This is a genomic window from Fulvitalea axinellae, from assembly GCF_036492835.1.
In the GTDB taxonomy this organism is placed as follows: Bacteria; Bacteroidota; Bacteroidia; order Cytophagales; family Cyclobacteriaceae; genus Fulvitalea; species Fulvitalea axinellae.
This window is the reverse complement of sequence record NZ_AP025314.1, coordinates 426,792-449,075: the sequence shown is the minus strand read 5'-3', so window position 1 is coordinate 449,075 and position 22,284 is coordinate 426,792. Positions and strand designations below refer to the sequence as shown.

The following is a 22,284-nucleotide window of genomic DNA, read 5'->3' as shown; positions in this document are numbered from 1 at the left end:
GTCGTTATCAGCTAGAAGACGGACGACATGGAGAACGAGACACACCTGATTTTCGAGACAGAGCAAGGATCAATTTACCAATGTGACACGCAAAGGCGTATCATTCTGGATTACGCAGGATACACTACAGCTTTCAGGATGGACAACTTCATCCAGTTTCTCCGCATGGTAGGCGACATCGACATCGAATCCAAAATCACTTCCGAATCCCGCGCTGACGACATAGAGATTATCATGCCTCCGCAAACCGACCGTTGTTTCGTGCTTACGATCCGTGACCTTATCGATCTTACCGAGCTTCTCGAAGGCGCTTGGGGAGCCATTTGCCTCCATGCCCAAATTTCCGAAGCCGTAGTTGCTACTCCCGCCAAGGAAGAAGAAGTTCTCGAACTCGTTCCCGCACTCTAATTCCGGCTCACTCCAGCTTTCTGGTAAACCAGAAAAACTGACCGACACCCAGTGCGATTACCCCGAATCCCGTCCACTTCATCCAGGCGTACGGGTTATCTGTATTATGTTCAGTTTTCGTTTCGTCAATAACTTCTCTCGCTTCGTCCATCCGCAAAACTTGGCGGATCTCGTTTGCGTGCCCGCTTTCCTCCAGGCTCCAGATCCCGTAAAGGCTTGTTCCTGCCGCTAAGCAGATTCCCATCAATACCAGCCGCAGCCCGGCCCTAAAGGTAAATTTCCGTCCCAAATCCCCCGATTTTTTTAAAATTCAAAATGGTGTAACTTTGCCCGACAGTGACTTAACCCTTTACCGATGCGAAAGTTGGTCTTTTACAAATACCAGGGAACGGGCAACGACTTCGTGATGATCGATAACCGTGAAGGACTTTTTTCCCACGACGTAGCCCAAGTGAGGAGACTTTGTGACAGAAAGTTCGGTATCGGCGCCGACGGCCTTATCCTGATAGAAAATAAAACCGGGTACGACTTCGAAATGGTCTACTTCAACGCGGACGGTACGCAGAGCCTCTGCGGAAACGGAAGCCGTTGCGCCGTACGTTTTGCGGAACAGCTCGGAATCGTCAAGGATTCCACCAGCTTCCTGACCATCGACGGAAAACTTGAGGCTGCCATAACCCCGGAAACCGTACGCCTGCACATGCCCGACGTCAAATCGATCGACACAGTCCGTGACGATTGGTTCGTTGATACAGGATCTCCCCATTACGTCACCTTCCGCCCTAACGCAGAAGAAGTGGATGTGTACGAGGAAGGCAAAACCATCCGTTACGGAGAGCCGTTCGGCCAAAAAGGCACGAACGTTAACTTTGTCGAGATTCAGGGAGAGAACAGGATATTCGTCCGCACATACGAGCGTGGGGTCGAGAACGAAACCCTTTCCTGCGGAACCGGCGTGACGGCCTGTGCCATCGCCCTTACCAAACAACAGGGCCAAAGCCCGGTTAGCGTAAAAACACTAGGTGGCGAACTGACCGTAAGCTACGAAAGCGACGGACAGGGAGGATTCCGGAACGTTTACTTGGAAGGTCCCGCCAAACTGGTTTTCAAAGGTGAAATTGCCATGCTCTGACATTGGCAAAAGCACATTTTTTAGTTAAAACCAACTATCAATTAATTCCCGAATAAAACCTATCTTTGTTGATGGGTGTAAAATATTCAGGCTAAGCAATCAACTGGTAATATGATAAATCTGATCACCAAAGGGATCGCGAAGATCTTCGGAACAAAATCGGACCGCGACATCAAAGCGATTCTTCCGATTGTCGCCGAAATCAACGCGGAATTCGCAAAACTGTCCTCCCTTTCGGACGATGATTTGAGAGGCAAGACCCAAGAGGTCATCGAAATGATCAACGGTGAGCTAAAAGCCACCGACGACAAGATCGAAAGCCTGCACAAAAAAGTCGAGGACGAAACCTCGATGGACCTTAACGAAAAGGAAAGCATCTTCGAGCAGATCGACAAGCTTGAGGAGCAACGCAACGAAGAGTTGGAAGTAGCGCTTAACAAAGTGCTCCCAAAAGCCTTCGCCATAGTAAAAGAAACCGCTCGCAGGCTCAAAGACAACGGCCAGCTTGAGGTTACCGCCAACCTCCACGACCGCACCGTCGCCACCCAAAGCGACTGCGTAACCGTAGACGGCGAAAAAGCCGTGTGGCACAACACCTGGACCGCCGCCGGCACCCAGATGACTTGGGAAATGATGCATTACGACGTACAGCTGATCGGCGGTATCGTATTGCACCAAGGCAAAGTATCGGAGATGGCGACGGGTGAAGGTAAAACTCTCGTGGCCACCTTGCCCGCATTCCTGAACGCCTTGGCTAAGCGTGGCGTACACATCATCACCGTTAACGACTACCTGGCAAAACGTGACTCCGAATGGATGGCGCCGTTGTTCCAGTTCCACGGCCTGAACGTGGACTGCATCGACAAATGGCAACCCAATTCAGAGGAACGTCGCAGAGCCTACCAAGCCGACATCACTTACGGCACAAATAACGAATTCGGTTTCGACTACCTTCGCGATAACATGACCCGCGAGGTTGGCGAGCTGGTGCAGCGCAAGAAGCACCACTACGCCATGATTGACGAAGTTGACTCCGTTTTGATTGACGACGCGCGGACGCCTTTGATCATCTCCGGCCCGATACCACGCGGCGACGAGCACGAATTCTACGACCTTAAGCCCCGCGTGGCCCATTTGGTCGATGTACAGAAAAAACTGGCGACCCAGCTCCTGCAGGAAGCCAAGAAGAAAATATCGGCCGATGACGAGAAAGACGGCGGACTCGCCCTCTTCCGCGCTTATCGCGCCATGCCTAAGCACAAGCCGCTCATCAAGTACCTGAGCGAGCAAGGCATCAAGCAGATTCTCCAAAAAACGGAGAACGTTTATTTGGCCGACAACCAGCGCCTCATGCCTGAGGCCGACGAGCCGTTGTTCTTCACCATTGACGAGAAAAACAACAGCATCGACCTTACGGAAAAAGGTATCGACTTGTTGACCAAAACCGGTGAGGACGCTCAGTTCTTCATCATGCCGGATATCGGCCAAGAGATGACCAAGCTCGAAGAGCAGACGGATCTCAACGAAGCCGAACGCGTGGAGAAGAAAGACGCCATCATCCGTGATTATACCGAAAAAGCCGAACGTATCCACTCGGTCAACCAATTGCTCAAAGCCTACACGCTTTTCGAGAAAGACCAGGAATACGTGATCATGGACGGCAAGGTCAAGATCGTAGACGAGCAGACCGGCCGTATTATGGAAGGTCGCCGTTACTCAGACGGCCTCCACCAAGCCCTGGAAGCCAAGGAAAGCGTAAAAGTCGAAGACGCCACGCAGACCTACGCTACCGTTACCCTCCAGAACTATTTCAGAATGTACCACAAGCTCGCCGGTATGACCGGTACCGCCGAAACAGAAGCGGCCGAGCTTTGGGACATCTACAAACTCGACACCGTAGTAATCCCGACCAACAGGCCTATAGCCCGTAACGACGAGGAAGACAAGGTATATAAAACCGTAAGGGAGAAGTTCAACGCCGTTACAGACGAGATCGTGGAACTTACCCAAGTGCAGAAACGTCCGGTATTGGTGGGTACCACATCCGTGGAGATTTCCGAACTCCTGAGCCGTATGCTCAAGATGAAGGACATCAGACACCAAGTACTGAACGCCAAGCAACACGCCAAAGAGGCCGACGTAGTGGCCGAAGCCGGTAAGCCGGGTACCGTAACCATCGCCACCAACATGGCCGGTCGTGGTACCGACATTAAGCTGACTCCGGATTCGAAATCGGCGGGTGGTCTTGCCATTATCGGTACTGAGCGTCACGAATCACGCCGGGTAGACCGCCAGCTTAGGGGTCGTGCCGGTCGTCAGGGTGATGTCGGTTCTTCGCAGTTCTTCGTTTCTTTAGAAGATAACCTGATGCGTCTTTTCGGTTCGGAAAGAATCGCCAAACTCATGGACCGCATGGGCCTTGAGGAAGGCGAGGTTATCCAGGCGGGTATGATTACCAAGTCCATCGAAAGAGCGCAGAAAAAAGTCGAGGAAAACAACTTCGGTATCCGTAAGCGACTGCTCGAATATGACGACGTGATGAACTCGCAGCGTGAGGTTATCTACAAGCGCCGTCGCAACGCACTGTTCGGTGAACGTCTGCAAGTCGATATCCTCAACGCCATGTACGACGTTTGCGACGATGTCGTGACCAAGCGTAAAGTGGACGAGGAGGATTTCCAGACTTTCCAGATCGAAACCGCCACGCAACTTGGCCTTGAACTCTCGATCGACGAGCAGGAATTCAAGTCTATTTCGGCCAACGCGCTGACACAACAGCTCTACGACAAGGCCTTGGCCAACTACACCGCCAAGAACACGGCGATAGCCGAAAGGGCCATGCCGATTATCAAAGGCGTGTACGAAGAGCGCGGCGCCGTAGTCCGTGACATTCTCGTTCCGTTCTCTGACGGCAAGAAGATCGTTAACGTGCCTTCCAACCTTGAGAAGAACGTAGAGACTAACTGTACGGAAATGTTCCGCTCATTGGAGAAGATCGCCACCTTGGCCATTGTTGACCAAGCTTGGAAAGAGCACCTCCGCGAGATGGACGACCTCAAGCAGTCTGTACAGAACGCCGTATACGAGCAGAAGGACCCGCTTTTGATCTACAAATTCGAAGGCTTCAACCTGTTCAAGCGCCTGATGGCCAAGATCAACTCGGAAATCGTTTCGTTCCTGATCAAAGCCACTATTCCTGTACAGGAAGCCGACGAAGTGCCGGAAGCCCGCCAACCGCAAAGGCCGGCCAAACCCGAGTACACGGAATCCAAGCCGGAGCTGAACGAGCCCCGTGGCCAAGCGGGACGACCGCAGGCCCCGCAACCGGAAGCTCCGAAGCAGGAGCCTGTACGTTCTCAGAAACTGTACGGACGAAACGACCGCGTAAAGGTCCAGTATCCGAACGGTACGGTGAAAGAAGACGTAAAATACAAGACCGTAGAAGCTGACGTAAAAGCCGGAAGGTGCGTGATCATCGAATAACGACACCGCACCGGTAACACATAAAAACGGAAGCAGGATCGGTCAGCAGAGCGATCCTGCTTTTTTATATAAAATTATCCGACAAGCCAAATGCAAAACCATTTTCGGATGAAGACCAGAATCTATATCACGGCGTTAATGTCCTTACTTTTCGCCTGCTCACCCAAAACAGCGGTGAAGCAAACGTCTTACCACGAGAGCCTGGCAGGCTACGTGCCCGACTATTCCCAGGAAGCCGGGGAAATCGACAGGCGCCAACCCGTCATTGCGCAAACTCCCGCCGAACACCCCGTCTCGGACGATTCGGAAGGGCTTGCCAAGCAGTACGCCTCATTCAAGGCCCGCAGCGAGAATTCCTACAGCACCATGTACTCCATACAGGCCTACTCGGGCACCAGCCGGGAAAAAGCCCGTTCGATACGGGCGACCATCCTGCGCCAGTTTCCCGGCCTAATGCCGAAGATCGAATGGAGGCAACCCGTTTACCGGGTAAAAGTGGGCCAATACTACAACCGTCTGGAGGCCTACAGCACTTTCAGAGAGCTGAAACGATCTTTTCCCACTACATTGATTGTGCCTGACAAAGTGATCTTGGCAAAAGAGATCGACGACTGGCCGCAAGAGCGGTAAGCTATAAACTACAAAACTAACCGATACCTACCTGATGAACCAAAAAACGTAAAAAACGCCGCCGGTGCCCTTACCTAGGCGCTTTCCGGTACGGCAAAACTTATCCAACCAAAACTATGGACCTTAAAGAACAAATCCGGACACTGGCCGCCCAGCATGCCAAAGACACTGTAGACGTCAGACGGCACCTCCACGCCAATCCCGAGCTTTCCTTCCAGGAGCACAAGACCGCCGATTTCGTAGAATCCAAACTGCGGGAATTGGGGCTTAAGCCCGAAAGGAAAGCCAAGACGGGAATCGTGGCGCTGATCGAAGGCAAAAACCCGGAGAAAAAGGTCATCGCGCTCCGCGCCGATATGGACGCCCTGCCCATCACGGAGCTAAACGACGTGGACTACAAGTCAAAAAACGAAGGCGTAATGCACGCCTGTGGACACGATGTCCACACTTCCTCGCTCTTGGGCGTGGCCCGCATCCTTTGCGAGCTCAAGGAGGAATTCGAAGGTACCGTAAAGCTGATCTTCCAGCCCGGCGAGGAGAAACTTCCTGGCGGAGCTTCGCTGATGATCAAAGACGGCGCCCTTCAAAACCCAGAGCCGACGGGCATCATCGGCCAACACGTAATGCCTTTGATCCCTACGGGAAAAGTGGGATTCCGCAAAGGCATGTACATGGCCAGTTGCGACGAAATATACATGACCGTAAAAGGTCAGGGAGGCCACGGAGCCATTCCGGAACACAATATCGATCCGGTGCTTATCACTTCCCACATCATCGTGGCCATGCAACAGGTCATCAGCCGGAACGCGGGACCTAAGCGTCCTTCCGTACTTTCTTTCGGCAGGGTGGAAGCCTTGGGCGCTACCAACGTAATCCCCAACGAGGTGAAAGTGGCCGGAACCTTCCGGGCCATGGACGAGGAATGGCGCGACGAAGCCCACGAGAAGATCCGTAAAATAGCCGAAGGCATAGCCGAAAGCATGGGTGGCGAATGCGAAATCGATATACAGAAAGGATACCCTTATCTGCAAAACGATCCCACTCTTACGCAAAGACAAAAGGAATCGGCCATTGAATACTTGGGCAAGGACAACGTAGTGGAACTCGACATCTGGATGGGAGCGGAAGATTTCGCCTACTATTCGCAAGAGACCGACGCGTGCTTCTACCGATTGGGTACCCGCAACGAGGAAAGAGGCATCACCTCTTCGGTACACACCCCTACGTTCGACATTGACGAAAGGGCGCTGGAAATTGGCCCCGGCCTTATGGCTTATATGACATTGAAGGAGTTGGCCACGAAAGCCTAAACCTCCGAAAGCATAAATATCAACACCCCGAAAGGCCGGCACTGTCCGGCCTTTTTTCGTTTCCGGCAAAACCTAAAGCCTTGGCCGGTGTTGCCTTTTTAGCGGGAAGATTATGTTTTGGAGAAGGGGAAAAGACAATAAGAAACCACCGACGAACGGAGCGGGGGCCTCAGGCGTTTCGAAAATGCCTCCACCGGGAATGCAAGGCACGGAGCTGGAAAGCATCACGGTTCATGGCGCGTCGGGTGGAGCTACGCCCGGCTTTCTCCAGTCCACGGCCATAGATCCCAAACATACCGGGCCAATAGAGCGAGTCCCGAGAGAGACACAAAACCATCCGCTGAGTATAACCGAATCGCAAGAGTGGTCGTTGCAAGACGTCCCTAAACCGAAACCTTCCGCATCGGCGGTGACTCCGCCTACGTCAAAAACCGAGAAGAAAAGCTCTACGCCTCCCTCTGACCATATATCAACCTTCGCCAAGCTCAATATCGACCCTACGGACGAATATGACATCCTTGATACCGACCCGAACGCCAGCTCCGAGTCGTTTAATGTCAAAGCCAAGCCCCTGCCCAATACTTCAGCCTCCAAATCGAAGGAAAAGGTAAAGACAAAGCCGAAGAAAAAGGATCCGATAGAAGCCTCTATGGCTATGCGCTTCGGTGTTCCGTTGCCTGAAGACCCGCATTACAAAGGCTATGTCGATTTCTGGCAACATAACGGAAGCTCTTCCAGGTTCTGGGAATCCCGGGGCTTAGATCGGGAAACTGCCCGCCGGACTACATCCAACTTCAGCATTTCGGTCGACAGCGCCGAAAGGGCTCTTTACGATCATATCGTAATGATAAAAGGCAGGTTCTTCGGCCACGAGAACACTTGGAGATCCAAGCACACGCAAGAACTGATGGACGCCGTCCGGGCACAAATGATCGAAAACCGTGACCGCCGTGACGGCGAAGGCTCGGGGTCAGACGCCACAGAAGGCGCCATACACGTAGCTTTCCGCAACGTCCGCCACCGCGAGCGGGACCGCAAAAAAGTAATAGCCGACCCCGAAGCCGACTATTGCGAACATGCCGTGTATTGCCGCCAGTTCGACCCTTCGAATATGGACGAAACATTTCTGGCAGCATCTATGGCCGGCCTTTACAAGAAAAGCGCCGCCAACACCTACGACGCCGCCCAAGCTTATGAAAACCTTGTGGGCTGGGCCAAATCATGTTGGCGAACCTTCTGCCGTAAAGGATTTGATAGCAGAACACCCGTACCCCGCCAAAACCAAGCCTTGGTAAGAGCCCTCAAGACCAAAATCGAACAGGAAAACTACGAAGGCTATTTCGATGATCACATGATCCGCGGCGCATGCTACTTCGCCATGTACGAGGACGACCGTTAACCAGCCATACCCTCAATCCGGCGAAAGGTCCATATAATAGAAGCCCGTATCATAATCCGCCGTATCCGTACCGTGGCTATCGCCAGTATCGTCGCCGTCAGAGGGCTTGTAGGTGCGGTACACCACCTCGCCCCTGCTGAATTTTACAGGCTTACTGAATATCGGCCCGTCATAGACAAAGGTGTGGAACTCGCCGTTTTCCCCGCAAGGGTCTACGCCCTCCGGCAAATCGTCGACAAAGCTTTGGTCCAGCTCACGGCCCACAAACGACTTGTCCAAGCACTTGTCGCTCACGCATACCACCACGGCCTTAAAGCCCAAATCCACAAACTCGCGCATCAGCTCCCAGGTGTCGCGCTTCCATAGCGGAAACTTCGCGTCCATATCCACCTCGGCCATTTTCTTCTCGCGGTATTCCTTCAGGCTATCCAGAAAAATATCGCCGAACACGGCGCCCTTCAGCCCCTCGGCCCCGAACTCTTCCATCAGGTCGGCCATCAGCTTCTCATAGTCTTCCATCGACGGCGCCTCGGGCATCCGCAACTTCCGCAACGGCAAGCCCAAGCATTCCGCCTGCCTGTCCAGCAACTCCTCACGGGTACCGTGCATACTCACCCGCCCAAAGGCCTCGTTTACCGTAGTCAACAGGCACTTCACCTCAATCGACTCATCCTCCAAAGCCATACGCAAAGCCATGGCGGAATCCTTGCCACTGCTCCAACTGAAAAAAAACGGTACTTTTTCCATCCGCCCAGTCATTTATAATTTAAAACAAATACATTGGCTCAAAGATAAGCCCAAAGACTTAGGAAACGAACCCTGCCGGGCAAGCAAGGTTTTTGCTTATGGTAAACCGATGCCAAACCACCGCCACCTCAGCGACCACGAACGTGAATACATAAGCCGGATGACGGGCTTGGGTGTTTCCCTGCGCAAGATCGCGAAGTTCTTGGGGCGAGCGCCCTCCACCATCAGCCGGGAAGTGAGGCGCAACTTTTGGCCGGGCCGTGGTTACCACCCCGAATTGGCGTCCAAACTATACGAAGCCCGCAAGCGCTGGAAGGGCCGTTTGCGCTGGGGACAGGCCAATGCCCTATCCACTTGGCCACACTTCCGCGATTTCCGTCACTTCTCATTACCGCGCACGCATATCCAGTGGTATTCCGACAGCAAACGCTATCGACGCTTCCGGAGCGCATACCCCAGCATAGCGCTATCCACGGCCGCCATACTCAGAAACGCCCCCCTGTTCACTCCCCGGAACAAACCCCACCACTACCTACAGATGCGCTACCTGGGCGAACTGCTCGAATACCACAAAGCCGCTTGCGAAGGCCGGATATACCGCTCCAAATGGCGAAATCCGCACAAAAAATGGCTGGCCAAACTCCGGAACCTACTTCCGCCCAGCACCCCGATACACTCCGCCACAGAGCATACCGAAAGCGAAATCGCTTCCGTCGCCTAGCCATGCCCTAGAAGCGCCTATACGGCGCTGTTTTCCTTCCTCCTACTATCTTTTGCCTGTCGCTTCTTCGTATTCGGTCTATTTCGGTGTGTTTTCGCCTATCATTATTAAATAGAAAGCTTCTTTACGGATAGATTCCCGGTAGAGGGTTGAGTTTTTTGAGGGGTGGAATTGGTGTTGCGATTGCTCACGTGTGGGGATTCTTGATTGTCCAGCATCCCCGGCCGTCGCAAGACCCCAGCCTTGCGACCAAACAAATGGCAAGCGTCCTCGCTTTCCACGCCTAGATTGAAAAACTGAATGGGCAAGCTTAGAAGCTTACGGATAAAAAAATCACAAGCAAATATGCTCATATCTTTAACCCGATAAGTAAAAGTACAATTTTAGTATATTCAAAAAAACGCTAATCGAAAGGGATTCAGGCTGAGGATGCTAAGCATGTTTCGAGCAATGCAGTTCGCAAGAAAGTCACTCTTTCGTTTATCCGCCAAGAGCCAGAACAGTACCTAAGGACACGGCCATGCGCCATGATTCAGCATCAGAAATGAGATTAGGTGACGGGGGGATAAATTGCGTTTCGTATTTAGAGCAATATAACTTTTTCGCTTATGCCAGCCAAGTATTCCGTAGGTATCGACATCGCCAAAGAAAAGTTCCAAGTTAACTTTACCGTTCTCGAGGAAACAAGAAAAACGACGATTAAGGGAAGCCGTCAATTCGATAATATAACTTCTGGTTTCGGGGATTTTGTGCGCTGGGTTGAAAAACGGGAAAAGGATTCTGAAGCTGAAACGGTCTTTGTGATGGAAGCTACGGGAACTTATCATGAACAGCTGGCTTGGTTTCTCCACAACCAAAACCGGAAAGTTTGCCTTATGCTGGCCAACCGCGCCAAGGCCCTGATGACGGGCATGGGACAAAAAAGCAAAAACGATCCGGCCGACGCCGCGGGCCTGGCTAAAATAGGGGCTTTGCACGAGCTCAAGGAGTGGCGTCCGGTCAGCAAATCATGTTACAAACTGCGTGGCCTGACTCGCCACCACGAATCCCTGCACAGCACGAAAACGGCCCTGAACAATCAGAAACACGCGTTACGGTACGGGATGATCCCTTTGCCGGACGTGTTGAAAGGCCTTGACTCGGTTTTGGTCGCCGTAGAAAAGCAACTGAAAGAATGCGAGTCCTCGATATGTAAACTGATCTTGGAAGACGAGGAATTGGCGCGTAAAACGAAACTGGTCACCTCCATAAAGGGTGTCGGGATAATGACCGCCGCGATTCTTATCGCCGAAACCGACGGGTTCGCCTTGTTTAGAAGCGTGAGGCAACTGGTGAGTTACGCGGGGTATAACGTGAGGGAGAACCAGTCCGGAAAACGGAGCGGAAAAACACGGATAACCAAAAAGGGCAACGCCCATATCCGGCGTATCTTGTTCCTGCCGGCTTTCAACGCGGTCACTTGGGACGTCGGCAACTTCGGACAGTTATACAGACGGGTTTACGGGAAAACGGGTATAAAAATGAAGGCCTACGTGGCCGTCCAATCCAAGTTGTTGAAAGTGATTTTTTCTTTATGGAAGAACGACAAGGTTTACGATTCCGAATTTCATAAGACATCCGGATATCAGGAACCTAAGCCCCTCTTTTCCGGTGGAGCCGAAGGCGACCGTCAGGATGGTCAGGACCGGAATGGTCAACACGAGGACGGGAAAAAAGAAATAGCCGTCCCTGCGGGATCGGCTACGCTAGATGGACTTCCGTGTGATCAATCACCTGAAGCCCTCTTTTCCGGTGCCACAAATATAGAAAAAATCTAATTGTTTTGCTTGTTTTTAAAGACAGTACCTTGCGATAGCTGGGGAACAAGCCCTGCTTTAGTATGCTATTGGCGAAATTCGAGAAATATTGATTCAAAAATACTCTTATTATAAAACGACACGTTAAATAATTAGCAAAAATAAACGGTATTACTGTCATTTATTGTTGTAGCCAATTAAACAACGAATGAAAGTTCAGTGTAAAAACTGTTTACCGAAAGAAGGAATAGAAATTCCAGATTTTTCCTTAGCTGAAAAAGAGCACTACAGAAAAGTCAAGGAGGAGTCACCCATTCGTGCAGTTAAAATACTGATAGATGAAAAGAATGTGAGTCACAGAGATGCAAAGTACATTGTTACACATATCAACATTGAATATGGCCAGTGTAATCGGTGTAGTTTCAATGAACTTAACGAAGAATACGGAAAATGTCCTAAGTGTGGTGCTTTAAATTTTAATTGGATAAAATTTTAAACTGGAATTTAGGCTGTGGTTAGAATTTGAAGAAGTTGACCCGAATAATTGGGACGTTGAAAATGAATTTGCAAATATTCATGTCAACCTACCTGATGGTAGACACTATGGGATTAACGTTTGGACATATAAATTCTTGGAGACCTCTTTCGAGCTGGATAAGGAAAGTGGAGAAAATTTGAAAGGACTTTATCAAACACCACCAGACTTGTTTGTAAAAGAACTGACAAGGGATTGCATTGAAAAAACAATTTCTGACTTATTGAAAAAAGGAGATTTGGAAGATATTTTAAATCCGACAGTAATTGATAGCGACAAATAAAAACTGGCTACAACACTATGTAAAAACGCATTTTACATTAAACGTTGGTGGTAATTGAAAAACAAAACCGTAACGACATGCGAACAAAAAACATCTTTAAGAGAAAAAATATAATTAAGACTTTAACCATTCTTTTCACCACTTTGATTGCAATTGATACCTACAGTCAGGACACTAAAGAATTATTAGATTTTGAGTTCAAAGAAATTAAGCTCTCAGGGGTTTTAAATCTTCCAACAGATGCGGAACCAAAGGGAATAGTGTTAATTGTTCACGGTGATGGAAAGACAAATGCAGTCAAAGGCAATTGGTGGTATGACGTTCGAATGGCTATATTGAAAGCGGGTTACGCTACTTATATGTGGGACAAAATGGGCTGTGGAAACAGTGGTGGTTCTTATAAAAATGGAAGACCCATTGAAAATGAGGCTCAAGAAGTAATTTCAGCAATTAAACATCTGAAAGAAAGCAAAATAAAAGGTTCTAAGAAAATAGGATTATGGGGAATTAGTAGGGCTGGCTGGATAAATCCAACAGTAATTGACCAATATAATAATATTGACTTTTGGATTTCAGTAAGTGGGGTTGACGATGACGAAACGTTCAAATATTTATTAGAACAAAATTTACGCATCAACGGTAGCCCAAAAGACTCTATCAATATTATTATGAATGAATGGCACAATAGCATTCTATTATCTCGTGGTGGAGCAAGCTATACATATTATCTATCAGCAACTAAGAATCTTCGAGAGAATAAGTTTTGGAAAAAAATCACTAACGGAGGGATAAGTGAAGAAAGTTATTATGAATATCAAAAAAATCTGCAAAATACCACATTAGATAAAGACTCTGAACTACCATTGTATTTGGAGAATTTTGACCAGATGCTATCAAGAATTACAATTCCAGTACTTGCCTTATTTGGAGAAACAGATACGGCAGTAGATTGGACAAAGACAAAGGCACTTTACGAAAAGACATTGAAAACAAAAGCTGATTTAACCGTTAAAACTTTTCCAAATTGTAATCATAATATGTGGCAGGCTAAAACAGGTGCCATTTATGAGTTTGAAGATAAGAACTGGGAATATGTAAGGTGCGATGGTTTTCTGGATTCAATCACCAATTGGTTAAATGACTTAAATTGATAGACTCCCCCGGCCATCGCAAAGCTCCAGCCTTGTGATGGCAAAGGGATAGCGGGGGGAATCGTTTAGACCTTAACCACTTCTTCCTTACGCATACATTTTTAGTAACTCACCGGCAAAATACGATTCTGGCACGCATCTGCACCCCATCTCCCTCAGAAACACCTCATCTAAACCAAGAAAACTTTACCTCACCCACAAAAAAAGCCTATTTCCCAAAACATTTCCGGATCGGGTTTTGCAACGCTACGGGTAAATGTTTTTAACCTAAAATCACCCTTGATTATGGCGAATTTCGAAATGAATCCCAACGAGCTGTTGCAACCGAAGTTTTACCCGAAGCTGGCGCAGGATATACAGGAGTGCCAAGTGTACCTGACCGGCGAACAGGGGTATCTGGAAAGCCAGGACCACTCGGCGTACAACCTGACCTTAAAACAAAAGGACGCGAGGGAGAGAATAGAGCGACAGGTGAAACTGAAAAATACGCTTGAGAGCAATATCCTGTCCATGGAGCACCGCATCACCATCGAGAAGGACCCCGTAGAGAAGGCCGAGCTTGAGGCGGATTTGATGAGGGACCGCGGACGGCTTCAGAAGGTGAATATCCAGCTGGAAAAGGGCGAGGGGGAATCGGCATTGGAGATGGCCCACAACAGCGGCGAGGCCAAGATGCTTGAGGTGTACGTAAAGGCCTACCGCCAGTCGGTGCTGGACTATATCAACGATTATGTGGTGCCCGGGAATCTGGGCGAGGGCACGGTGACGTTTGAGGGTGTGGAGTACGTGGCGGCATTGGCCACCCAAGAATAAGAAACTATCAAATTCCTTAAGCATTTGAAAGGGACTCGCTTCGGCGGGTCTTTTTCTGTATGCGAGGAAGTCGCGAACGCGGAGCGCTCGGTCTGGGCTACCAAAGGCGCCCGGTCACCGGTGCGTGGAGCGGGCGGTCACGGGTACTTGGAGCACTCGGTCCGCATACTCTGGAGCGGGCGCTCCCGACACCCCGGAGCGCCCGCTCCATAAAATTTTGGTCCCGAAGGCTTCCACCCATATTCCCAAACACCCCGCAAGTCCCGCCGTTAAGCTTTCATTAGCCATTTTATTTGTTTGAGTCTTATCATAATGGTTAATTTGTAATTCTTTAAGTTTCAAGGAGAGATAGGTTCTTGTCACTGGCCATTGGCCACAAAGAACCTTTTTGGTGAAGCGAGATGTCCTCAAAAAGCAGAGGTTACCCATGAAATACAACGAGTACAAAAACGTCAACTGGGCGGAGGTAGCGGAGGAAGTGCTATCTTTTTGGAAGGAGAACAAGATCTTCGAGAAGTCGGTAGAAACGCGCGAGGGACATCCCTCGTTCACATTTTTTGAAGGCCCGCCGTCAGCCAACGGCACCCCGGGCATTCACCACGTGATGGCCCGCGCCGTAAAGGATATTTTCTGCCGTTACAAAACCCTGAAAGGATACCAAGTGAAGCGCAAAGGCGGCTGGGATACGCACGGCCTGCCGGTGGAGCTTCAGGTGGAAAAGGAACTCGGCATTACCAAAGAGGACATCGGAAAGTCGATTACCGTAGAGGAGTACAACGCCAAGTGCCGCGAGTCGGTAATGAAATTCAAAGGCGAGTGGGACGCCCTGACGGAAAAGATGGGCTACTGGGTCGATCTTGACGATCCGTACATCACTTTCGACCGCAACTACATGGAGACGCTCTGGCACTTGCTGAAGCTTCTTTATGAAAAAGGCCTCCTTTACAAAGGCTACACCGTACAGCCTTACTCGCCGGCGGCGGGTACCGGCCTCAGCTCGCACGAGCTTAACCAGCCGGGTTGCTACCGCGACGTGAAGGACACCTCCATCACCGCGCAGTTTAAGCTCAAAGGCACAGAGAACGACTACATCCTGGCCTGGACCACCACGCCTTGGACTTTGCCTTCGAACTCGGCCCTGGCGGTGAACCGCAAAATCGAATACGTGAAGGTGCGCACCTTCAACCAATATACCTTCGAGCCGACCAACGTGATCTTGGCCAAAGCCCGCATGGGATCTTTGTTCAACGCCAAGGCCGCCGATCTGAAAATCGAAGACTACAAGCCGGGCGACAAGCTTATCCCTTACGAAGTGGTTGAGGAGATGACCGGCGCGGACCTTATCGGCAAGGAGTACGAGCAGTTGATGCCGTACATCAAGTTGCCGCATCCAGCCTTCACCATCGTCCACGCCGACTACGTGTCTACCGAAGACGGTACGGGCATCGTGCACTTGGCCAAAGCCTTCGGCGCGGATGACTACAAAGCCTGTATCGACAACGACATTCCGGGTATCTTCGTCAAAGACGAAAACGGCGACGACGCCCCTATCGTGGACAAGCAGGGACGCTTCGTTCCGGAGATCACGGACTTTGCCGGCATGTACGTGAAAAACTACGAAGGCAAGGACGAGAAAGATCCGAACTACCGCTCTACGGACGTTCTGATCTCGATCAAGCTCAAGGAAGAGAACAAAGCCTTCAAAGTAGAGAAATACGAGCACAGCTACCCGCACTGCTGGCGTACCGACAAGCCGGTATTGTACTACCCGCTTTCGTCTTGGTTTATCCGCACTACGGAGTACAAAGACAAGCTTATAGAGCTGAACAAAACGATCAACTGGAAGCCGGGCTCTACCGGATCCGGACGTTTCGGCAACTGGCTCGAAAACCTCGTGGACTGGAACCTTAGCCGTTCGCGCTACTGGGGCACGCCGCTCCCGATCTGGCGTACCGACGACGGCAAAGAGGAACTCTGCATCGGATCGTTCAAAGAGCTTAAGGCCGAAGTGGACAAGGCTATCGAAGCCGGCTTCATGACCGAGCCTTTGTCGGACGAATTCGATCCGCACCGTCCATACGTTGACGATATTACCTTGGTGGCCCCGTCGGGCAAACCGATGAAGCGCGAAAGCGACCTGATCGACGTTTGGTTCGACTCCGGCGCCATGCCTTACGCGCAGTGGCACTTCCCGTTCGAAAACCAGTCGATCTTCGGCGAAAGCTATCCGGCGGATTTCATCGCCGAAGGCGTAGACCAGACTCGCGGATGGTTCTTCACCCTCCACGCCCTAGCCGTAATGCTGTTCGATTCGGTAGCATTCAAAAACGTGATCGCCAACGGACTGGTACTGGACAAGAACGGCAACAAGATGTCCAAGCGCTTGGGCAACGCCATCGACCCGTTCCAAACTATCGATTCCTATGGCCCAGACGCCACGCGCTGGTACATGATTTCGAACGCCAACCCTTGGGATAACCTCAAGTTCGACATAGAAGGCATCAAGGAAGTACAGCGTAAGTTCTTCGGCACATTGCAGAACACTTACTCGTTCTTCGCATTATACGCCAACCTCGACGGATTCAAATACGAAGAGGCCGATATTCCGATCAAAGAGCGTCCGATCGACGACCAGTGGATTCTCTCGAAACTCAACAGCCTCAAGATCGAGGTGGACGAGGCTTACGCCACTTACGAACCTACCCGCGCGGCCCGCGCTATGCAGGCCTTTGTGGGCGACCAGTTGAGTAACTGGTACGTTCGTCTGAACCGTAAGCGTTTCTGGAAAGGCGAATACAACACCGACAAGATCTCGGCTTACCAAACGCTTTACACTTGCTTGTTGAAAGTGGCCAAAATGGCCTCGCCTATTGCGCCGTTCTACACGGATCGCCTCTACCGCGACCTGAACGCCGTGACGGGACGCAACGAGTTCGAGTCGGTACACTTGGCCCACTTCCCGAAAGTGGACGAGGGAACCATCAACAAAGAGCTCGAACAGCAAGTGGAGATTGGCCAGACCATCTGTACCCTGACACACTCGCTTCGTAAGAAAGAGAAGCTTAAGGTTCGTCAGCCTTTGCAAAAGATCCTCGTGCCAGTACTCAACGACGAGATCCGCAACCAGATTGACGGTGTGGCTGACACTATCAAAACAGAGGTGAACATCAAAGAGATCGAACTGATCGATGACACTTCGGGTATTTTGGTCAAGAACATCAAACCGAACTTCCAGCTTCTGGGCAAAAAGTACGGTCCTAAGATGAAGGAAGTGGCCAAAGCCGTAAACGCCTTCGGACAAGAGGAGATCGCCGCCATCGAGCGTGACGGAAACATCCACGCCACTCTCGATTCGGGCGACGAGATCGTGCTGAGCCGTGACGAGGTGCTGATCCAGTCGAAAGACATCCCGGGATGGTCCGTAGCCAGCGAAGGCCACGTAACCGTAGCTCTCGACATCACGATCACCGACGAGCTGAAGGCCGAAGGCCTGGCCCGCGACTTCGTGAACCGTATCCAGAACCTCCGTAAGGAGACTGGCCTGGAAGTTCAGGACAAGATCAAGATCAGCGTAGCCAAAGGCGACGAATTCGCCGAAAAGGCCCTGACCGACAACAGCGCCTACATTTGCGAGGAAGTCCAAGCGATTTCGCTCGAATTTGCCGACGCCGTAACCAACCCTACCGAACTTGACATCGATGGTCTGAAACTATCGGTAAGGATCGACGTTTGAGAAATAAGACCTAAGTAAGAAAAGGTTCGGGCCCATGCTCGGACCTTCTTTTTGAAAACATAAAGGGATTTTAACAAGCGTGGCCCTTCGGCGCCCGCTTACCGTTTTTTGCTTATGAAGAAATACGGAAAGTTTTACCTGGCGGCGCTGGGTGTCATAGTCTTGGACCAAATCGTAAAGATGTTGGTCAACACGTACATGCCGATGGGCAACGCCGGCGAGATCAAAGTCCTCGGTGACTGGTTCAAACTCCACTACACGCTTAACCCCGGCATGGCGTTCGGAATGGAGCTCGGCGCGCCTTACGGCAAGCTGATCCTCACATTGTTCCGTTTGGTAGCCACTTTCGCTATCGGCTATTACCTTTATTATTTGGCCAAAAAGAGAGTCAGCCAAGGCTTGCTCTGGTGCGTGGGCCTGATTCTGGGTGGCGCTATCGGCAACTTGATCGATTCCATATTCTATGGCGTATTGCTCAACAACGCTCCGCACAACGCCCCTACTCCGTGGTTCCACGGGCAGGTAATCGATATGTTCTACATCGACATCTGGGCCGGGCGCATAGCCGAATGGATCCCCGTTATCGGTGGCGACCGCATGGCGCTGTGGCCAATCTTCAATATCGCCGACGCCGCTATCTTTGTGGGAGTAGCCATAATCATAATCTTCCAGAAGAACTTCTTTATGGAAACCGGCCAGCTCCGCCACGACAAGCACTACAAGGATATCATTTCCTAAAAGCGAATCGCTTCGCCAAAAAGATAATCGCCCCGCCCACAGCGGGGCTTTTTTTGACCCGACAAACATCAACATGCCAAACAAAATCAAACTAATCTGGGACTTCCGGGGCCCGCACGCCCAAGGCACCGCTGAACATCACCGCATACATCTTGAGGAGTTCGTTATCAAAGAGGGGCTTTCCATTAACGATACTGGCGTAGAGCAAATCAACGATATGCTTTCCATCGCTTATATGATAGTCGAGGAAAAGGATATGATACCAGTCCGTGACGCCCTAAGGCCACACCGTGGCGAAGTAGCGGAATAAAAGCCCAGCCCCTGATACGAAAACAGGCTTTCCCATATTCTAGGGAAAGCCTGTTTTACTTTGGACTGAAATATCTTGTCTAATATTTTAGGTTGCCTTTTAGTTCCACTCGCACGGTATCCGCTCCTTGCACCTTCTGTTCCTGATGGATCATATAATCCTGAAGCTTTCCGTTTTGGCCGAATTCCAAGCTGAAATCCCTTTTGGAAAAAAACAAAGGCGACTGTTCCAATACCTCAGCCGATACACTCTTAACCACTCCGGACGGGTAGCGGGTCACGACAAAACGTTTCACCGGAAATTTGGCCTTCTGCTCTTCAGGCTTTAAAGTATACGTTTTCGTCTCACCGGAAGTTTGTACTTGATAAACACCTCGTAGAGCGGGATCATTCAGGTTGACCTGTTTCAGAAAATCGAGCTCCGATTTCCAATCCACTTTCTCGCCCGGGAGCTCGGCCGTCTCGCTTTCGCCATCCACAACAGCCGATTTTTCCAACGACGGACGCAGGGAATCAAGAAGAGTGAGCTGTCGCACAAGCAGGGAATCCGTGGCGAAGTAAGAGTCGTTCGCTTTACGGCTCTTCGGAGCTTGGCAAGAAAGGAACGATAGCGTGAGTATGAATAAGAGAGCTCTGTTCATGATTTGTTCAGGTTCTGTTTCGCAAAGATAAATACGATCTGCGAAAGCAAAAGTCTATTCGTATACAAAGAAAAAATCCCCGGACAGGTACACCGCCGTCCGGGGATCTTGGATCTTGCTTGGTATCTGGTATTCGGTATTAAGTCTTAGGCACTTTCGTTCTTGCAGTCTATTTACTCTTTCCTACTTATTTTGGGTCGCTTAATAAGCCATCTTGACTATTTTCTCCACATCATCGGGCTTTACATCTTGGCGTTCGCCTAGTCCGAGCCAGCCCCGCTCAGCAAAACGCTTGGCAATCGTTTCCGCCGTACCTTCGTAGTCGGAAGTATAGTTTGAGAGCTTGGTTTCGATTCCCAAATCGTGGAAGAAATCCTTCGTCTTTTTGATTCCAGCTTTCGCTTTCGCTTCCGTATCGCCTTCAGTCACTCCCCATACTCGCTCGGCGTATTGCGCCAGCTTCTCTTTCTTGGCTTCGAATTTATATTCGTAATAGCTAGGCAAGGTGATAGCCAAAGTACGGGCGTGGTCTATACCGAACATCGCCGTAAATTCGTGACCGATCATATGGACGCCCCAATCAGACGGCACGCCTTTCTGGATCAATCCGTTCAGCGCCATCGTACAGCACCACATAAAGTTTGAGGCCGCTTCGTAGTCTTCGGTGTCTTTCATGATCCGTGGCGCCACCTCTATCAATGTCTGAAGAATTCCCTCAGCAAAACGGTCTTGCAGAAACGCACCCACATGATAAGTGAGATATTGCTCCAAAACATGCGTAAAAGCATCGGCTAGGCCGTTCTGAATCTGGCGAGACGGGATGGAACGAACCACCTGCGGATCAAGGACGGAGAATTTAGGGAAAAGCCCCGGGCCACCCATCGGCAGTTTTTCCTGAGTCTCGGCACGGGTAATCACGGCACCGGAATTCATTTCCGAACCCGTAGCCGGCAATGTAAGCACGGTACCGAACGGCATTCCCTCGAAAGTGCGGATATGTTTGGTCAGGATATCCCAAGGCTCGTCGCCTTCATATAGCGCGGCGGAAGAGAGGAACTTGGTCCCGTCAATTACGGAGCCTCCGCCCACGGCCAACAGAAAATCGATCTTTTCTTCCTTAATCACCTTCAAGGCCTTCATCAGCGTAGCGTATTCCGGATTCGCCTCAATTCCCCCGAACTCCACCACCTTATGCCCCGCAAGCGCTTCTTTTACTTGTTCATAAACACCGTTTTTCTTGATACTGCCTCCGCCGTACAGCATCAGAACATTGGCGTCGTTATCTATTTCTTTGGCCAAAGACGCCGTAGTGTCTTTTCCGAAAATCAGTTTTGTAGGATTCTGGAACTCAAAATTACGCATAGTATGAAGGTCTAGTTGAATCAGTATTCGAATGTGTTGGCGTATGGGTTTATATTGTAAGAAAAGGCTGACGGGCTTAGACCTTCACCAGCATTTTCCCTTTATTTTTTCCTGAAAACAGGCTTAAAAACGCTTCAGGTATCTTATCGAAACCTTCCACCACCGTTTCCTCATAGGTGAGTTTTCCTTCGCCCAACCAAGTGGCCAATTGCATCAGAGCCTCGGGATAATGCTCCGCAAAATCGAAAACGATAAAGCCCTGCATCAAAACGCTGTTGCGCAACAACGGCACCTGAAGACGGGGCCCTACAGGCATCTCGGTACTATTATATACGGAAATTGACCCGCAAAGAGGAATTCTGGCGTGGCGGTTGATATTCGCGATCACGGCGTCGGAAATTTCGCCTCCTACATTATCGAAGTAAATATCCACCCCATCGGGGCAGGCTTCGGCTATGGCTTCCTGCATATTCACCGTAGTCTTGTAGTTAATCGCCTCATCGTAGCCGAATTTGGTTTTGAGCATTTCCACCTTCTCGTCGGTGCCGGCAATGCCCACAACCTGGCAACCCATGATTTTGCCTACCTGCCCGACAACGGTTCCCACGGCACCCGCCGCACCGGAAACTACCAAGGTTTCGCCCTCTTTGGGTTTACCGATTTTTGTAAGGCCCAAATAAGCCGTAAGGCCGGTCATACCCAATATGCCCAGATAAGTGGACAACGGCGCAGCATTGCCATCCACCTTATGCAATCCCTTTCCGTCGGAAGTCTGGAACTCTTTCCAAGCCAACATGCCGGACACACAATCTCCGACTTGGAAATCGTCGTTATGCGATTCCAATACCTCAGCCACTATTCCCGACACCACAGGCTCGCCCAGCTTAAACGGCTCAATATAAGACTTCGCCTCGCTCATGCGACCACGCAGATACGGATCCACGGAAACGTATAATGTCTTAAGAAGAATCTCGCCCTTGCCGGCTACCGGTTTCGGTTCGTTGACAAACTCAAAATTATCGACTGTAGGTTCGCCCGTCGGACGGCTCTTCAGGATTATCGTCTTGTTCTCCATATTCATTTACCTCTTTTT

Annotated in this window: 21 protein-coding genes; 15 read left to right on the top strand and 6 right to left on the bottom strand. The window is 50.5% G+C overall.

The features are described 5' to 3' along the window. Positions 1-27 precede the first annotated feature (27 nt). The gene (locus AABK39_RS01760) at positions 28-408 is read left to right on the top strand and encodes a hypothetical protein (protein WP_338393220.1); all 381 of its coding nucleotides are present in this window, start codon (positions 28-30) and stop codon (positions 406-408) included. Positions 409-415: 7 nt separating this feature from the next. Here AABK39_RS01760 and AABK39_RS01755 read toward each other — a convergent pair whose 3' ends face one another. Next, complete coding sequence (locus AABK39_RS01755; RefSeq protein ID WP_338393219.1) at positions 416-697, bottom strand: hypothetical protein; 282 nt, start codon at positions 695-697, stop codon at positions 416-418. 66 nt (positions 698-763) lie between these two features. Between AABK39_RS01755 and dapF the strand changes: the two genes are divergently transcribed. The 5 genes from dapF to AABK39_RS01730 all read left to right on the top strand — a co-directional run bounded on the left by dapF (position 764) and on the right by AABK39_RS01730 (position 8,362). After that, positions 764-1,540 (top strand): diaminopimelate epimerase, encoded by a 777-nt coding sequence (dapF, locus tag AABK39_RS01750; RefSeq protein ID WP_338393218.1) that lies wholly within the window; start codon positions 764-766, stop codon positions 1,538-1,540. Between the two features lie 111 nt (positions 1,541-1,651). Further along, positions 1,652-5,023: a preprotein translocase subunit SecA gene (secA, locus tag AABK39_RS01745; protein WP_338393217.1), complete on the top strand. Its 3,372-nt coding sequence runs from the start codon at positions 1,652-1,654 to the stop codon at positions 5,021-5,023. A gap of 108 nt (positions 5,024-5,131) precedes the next feature. Continuing rightward, on the top strand, positions 5,132-5,653 hold the full coding sequence (locus AABK39_RS01740; RefSeq protein WP_338393216.1) for an SPOR domain-containing protein: 522 nt from the start codon (positions 5,132-5,134) through the stop codon (positions 5,651-5,653). Positions 5,654-5,769: 116 nt separating this feature from the next. Further along, positions 5,770-6,963 (top strand): M20 metallopeptidase family protein, encoded by a 1,194-nt coding sequence (locus AABK39_RS01735; protein ID WP_338393215.1) that lies wholly within the window; start codon positions 5,770-5,772, stop codon positions 6,961-6,963. Between the two features lie 112 nt (positions 6,964-7,075). Then, positions 7,076-8,362: a hypothetical protein gene (locus AABK39_RS01730; protein ID WP_338393214.1), complete on the top strand. Its 1,287-nt coding sequence runs from the start codon at positions 7,076-7,078 to the stop codon at positions 8,360-8,362. A 12-nt stretch (positions 8,363-8,374) separates the two neighbouring features. On the opposite strand, the gene AABK39_RS01725 is transcribed toward AABK39_RS01730, so the two are convergent. After that, positions 8,375-9,109 (bottom strand): Dph6-related ATP pyrophosphatase, encoded by a 735-nt coding sequence (locus tag AABK39_RS01725; protein WP_338393213.1) that lies wholly within the window; start codon positions 9,107-9,109, stop codon positions 8,375-8,377. Positions 9,110-9,218: 109 nt separating this feature from the next. Between AABK39_RS01725 and AABK39_RS27655 the strand changes: the two genes are divergently transcribed. The 6 genes from AABK39_RS27655 to AABK39_RS01695 all read left to right on the top strand — a co-directional run bounded on the left by AABK39_RS27655 (position 9,219) and on the right by AABK39_RS01695 (position 14,408). Continuing rightward, positions 9,219-9,830 (top strand): helix-turn-helix domain-containing protein, encoded by a 612-nt coding sequence (locus tag AABK39_RS27655; RefSeq protein ID WP_421825148.1) that lies wholly within the window; start codon positions 9,219-9,221, stop codon positions 9,828-9,830. A 608-nt stretch (positions 9,831-10,438) separates the two neighbouring features. Continuing rightward, the gene (locus AABK39_RS01715; protein WP_338393212.1) at positions 10,439-11,647 is read left to right on the top strand and encodes an IS110 family RNA-guided transposase; all 1,209 of its coding nucleotides are present in this window, start codon (positions 10,439-10,441) and stop codon (positions 11,645-11,647) included. Positions 11,648-11,834: 187 nt separating this feature from the next. Further along, positions 11,835-12,122 carry a hypothetical protein gene (locus AABK39_RS01710; RefSeq protein WP_338393211.1) on the top strand — a complete coding sequence of 96 codons (288 nt, stop codon included), beginning with the start codon at positions 11,835-11,837 and terminating at the stop codon, positions 12,120-12,122. Between the two features lie 136 nt (positions 12,123-12,258). After that, positions 12,259-12,444 (top strand): hypothetical protein, encoded by a 186-nt coding sequence (locus AABK39_RS01705; protein ID WP_338393210.1) that lies wholly within the window; start codon positions 12,259-12,261, stop codon positions 12,442-12,444. A 77-nt stretch (positions 12,445-12,521) separates the two neighbouring features. Next, complete coding sequence (locus AABK39_RS01700) at positions 12,522-13,595, top strand: alpha/beta hydrolase family protein (protein WP_338393209.1); 1,074 nt, start codon at positions 12,522-12,524, stop codon at positions 13,593-13,595. A 285-nt stretch (positions 13,596-13,880) separates the two neighbouring features. Beyond that, complete coding sequence (locus AABK39_RS01695; RefSeq protein ID WP_338393208.1) at positions 13,881-14,408, top strand: hypothetical protein; 528 nt, start codon at positions 13,881-13,883, stop codon at positions 14,406-14,408. Between the two features lie 114 nt (positions 14,409-14,522). Here AABK39_RS01695 and AABK39_RS01690 read toward each other — a convergent pair whose 3' ends face one another. Continuing rightward, positions 14,523-14,696 (bottom strand): hypothetical protein, encoded by a 174-nt coding sequence (locus tag AABK39_RS01690; protein ID WP_338393207.1) that lies wholly within the window; start codon positions 14,694-14,696, stop codon positions 14,523-14,525. Positions 14,697-14,835: 139 nt separating this feature from the next. Between AABK39_RS01690 and ileS the strand changes: the two genes are divergently transcribed. The 3 genes from ileS to AABK39_RS01675 all read left to right on the top strand — a co-directional run bounded on the left by ileS (position 14,836) and on the right by AABK39_RS01675 (position 19,189). Beyond that, positions 14,836-18,141, top strand: a complete 3,306-nt coding sequence (gene ileS / locus AABK39_RS01685; RefSeq protein WP_338393206.1) for an isoleucine--tRNA ligase — start codon at positions 14,836-14,838, stop codon at positions 18,139-18,141. Positions 18,142-18,255: 114 nt separating this feature from the next. Next, positions 18,256-18,879 (top strand): lipoprotein signal peptidase, encoded by a 624-nt coding sequence (locus AABK39_RS01680; RefSeq protein WP_338393205.1) that lies wholly within the window; start codon positions 18,256-18,258, stop codon positions 18,877-18,879. Between the two features lie 73 nt (positions 18,880-18,952). Further along, positions 18,953-19,189 carry a hypothetical protein gene (locus AABK39_RS01675; protein WP_338393204.1) on the top strand — a complete coding sequence of 79 codons (237 nt, stop codon included), beginning with the start codon at positions 18,953-18,955 and terminating at the stop codon, positions 19,187-19,189. Between the two features lie 79 nt (positions 19,190-19,268). Here the strand turns inward: AABK39_RS01675 and AABK39_RS01670 are convergent, their stop codons facing one another. From AABK39_RS01670 to AABK39_RS01660, 3 genes are all read right to left on the bottom strand, one after another. Then, positions 19,269-19,829, bottom strand: a complete 561-nt coding sequence (locus tag AABK39_RS01670; RefSeq protein WP_338393203.1) for a hypothetical protein — start codon at positions 19,827-19,829, stop codon at positions 19,269-19,271. A gap of 201 nt (positions 19,830-20,030) precedes the next feature. Further along, complete coding sequence (locus AABK39_RS01665; RefSeq protein ID WP_338393202.1) at positions 20,031-21,191, bottom strand: iron-containing alcohol dehydrogenase; 1,161 nt, start codon at positions 21,189-21,191, stop codon at positions 20,031-20,033. A 76-nt stretch (positions 21,192-21,267) separates the two neighbouring features. Continuing rightward, the gene (locus AABK39_RS01660) at positions 21,268-22,266 is read right to left on the bottom strand and encodes an NADP-dependent oxidoreductase (RefSeq protein WP_338394668.1); all 999 of its coding nucleotides are present in this window, start codon (positions 22,264-22,266) and stop codon (positions 21,268-21,270) included. Positions 22,267-22,284 lie beyond the last annotated feature (18 nt).

Coding starts and splice junctions, on each gene's coding strand:
- AABK39_RS01760 (WP_338393220.1), top strand. CDS start 28: ATGGAGAACGAGACACACCTGATTTTCGAGACAGAGCAAGGATCAATT.
- dapF (WP_338393218.1), top strand. CDS start 764: ATGCGAAAGTTGGTCTTTTACAAATACCAGGGAACGGGCAACGACTTC.
- secA (WP_338393217.1), top strand. CDS start 1,652: ATGATAAATCTGATCACCAAAGGGATCGCGAAGATCTTCGGAACAAAA.
- AABK39_RS01740 (WP_338393216.1), top strand. CDS start 5,132: ATGAAGACCAGAATCTATATCACGGCGTTAATGTCCTTACTTTTCGCC.
- AABK39_RS01735 (WP_338393215.1), top strand. CDS start 5,770: ATGGACCTTAAAGAACAAATCCGGACACTGGCCGCCCAGCATGCCAAA.
- AABK39_RS01730 (WP_338393214.1), top strand. CDS start 7,076: ATGTTTTGGAGAAGGGGAAAAGACAATAAGAAACCACCGACGAACGGA.
- AABK39_RS01725 (WP_338393213.1), bottom strand. CDS start 9,109: ATGGAAAAAGTACCGTTTTTTTTCAGTTGGAGCAGTGGCAAGGATTCC.
- AABK39_RS27655 (WP_421825148.1), top strand. CDS start 9,219: ATGCCAAACCACCGCCACCTCAGCGACCACGAACGTGAATACATAAGC.
- AABK39_RS01715 (WP_338393212.1), top strand. CDS start 10,439: ATGCCAGCCAAGTATTCCGTAGGTATCGACATCGCCAAAGAAAAGTTC.
- AABK39_RS01710 (WP_338393211.1), top strand. CDS start 11,835: ATGAAAGTTCAGTGTAAAAACTGTTTACCGAAAGAAGGAATAGAAATT.
- AABK39_RS01700 (WP_338393209.1), top strand. CDS start 12,522: ATGCGAACAAAAAACATCTTTAAGAGAAAAAATATAATTAAGACTTTA.
- AABK39_RS01695 (WP_338393208.1), top strand. CDS start 13,881: ATGGCGAATTTCGAAATGAATCCCAACGAGCTGTTGCAACCGAAGTTT.
- AABK39_RS01690 (WP_338393207.1), bottom strand. CDS start 14,696: ATGGCTAATGAAAGCTTAACGGCGGGACTTGCGGGGTGTTTGGGAATA.
- ileS (WP_338393206.1), top strand. CDS start 14,836: ATGAAATACAACGAGTACAAAAACGTCAACTGGGCGGAGGTAGCGGAG.
- AABK39_RS01680 (WP_338393205.1), top strand. CDS start 18,256: ATGAAGAAATACGGAAAGTTTTACCTGGCGGCGCTGGGTGTCATAGTC.
- AABK39_RS01675 (WP_338393204.1), top strand. CDS start 18,953: ATGCCAAACAAAATCAAACTAATCTGGGACTTCCGGGGCCCGCACGCC.
- AABK39_RS01670 (WP_338393203.1), bottom strand. CDS start 19,829: ATGAACAGAGCTCTCTTATTCATACTCACGCTATCGTTCCTTTCTTGC.
- AABK39_RS01665 (WP_338393202.1), bottom strand. CDS start 21,191: ATGCGTAATTTTGAGTTCCAGAATCCTACAAAACTGATTTTCGGAAAA.
- AABK39_RS01660 (WP_338394668.1), bottom strand. CDS start 22,266: ATGGAGAACAAGACGATAATCCTGAAGAGCCGTCCGACGGGCGAACCT.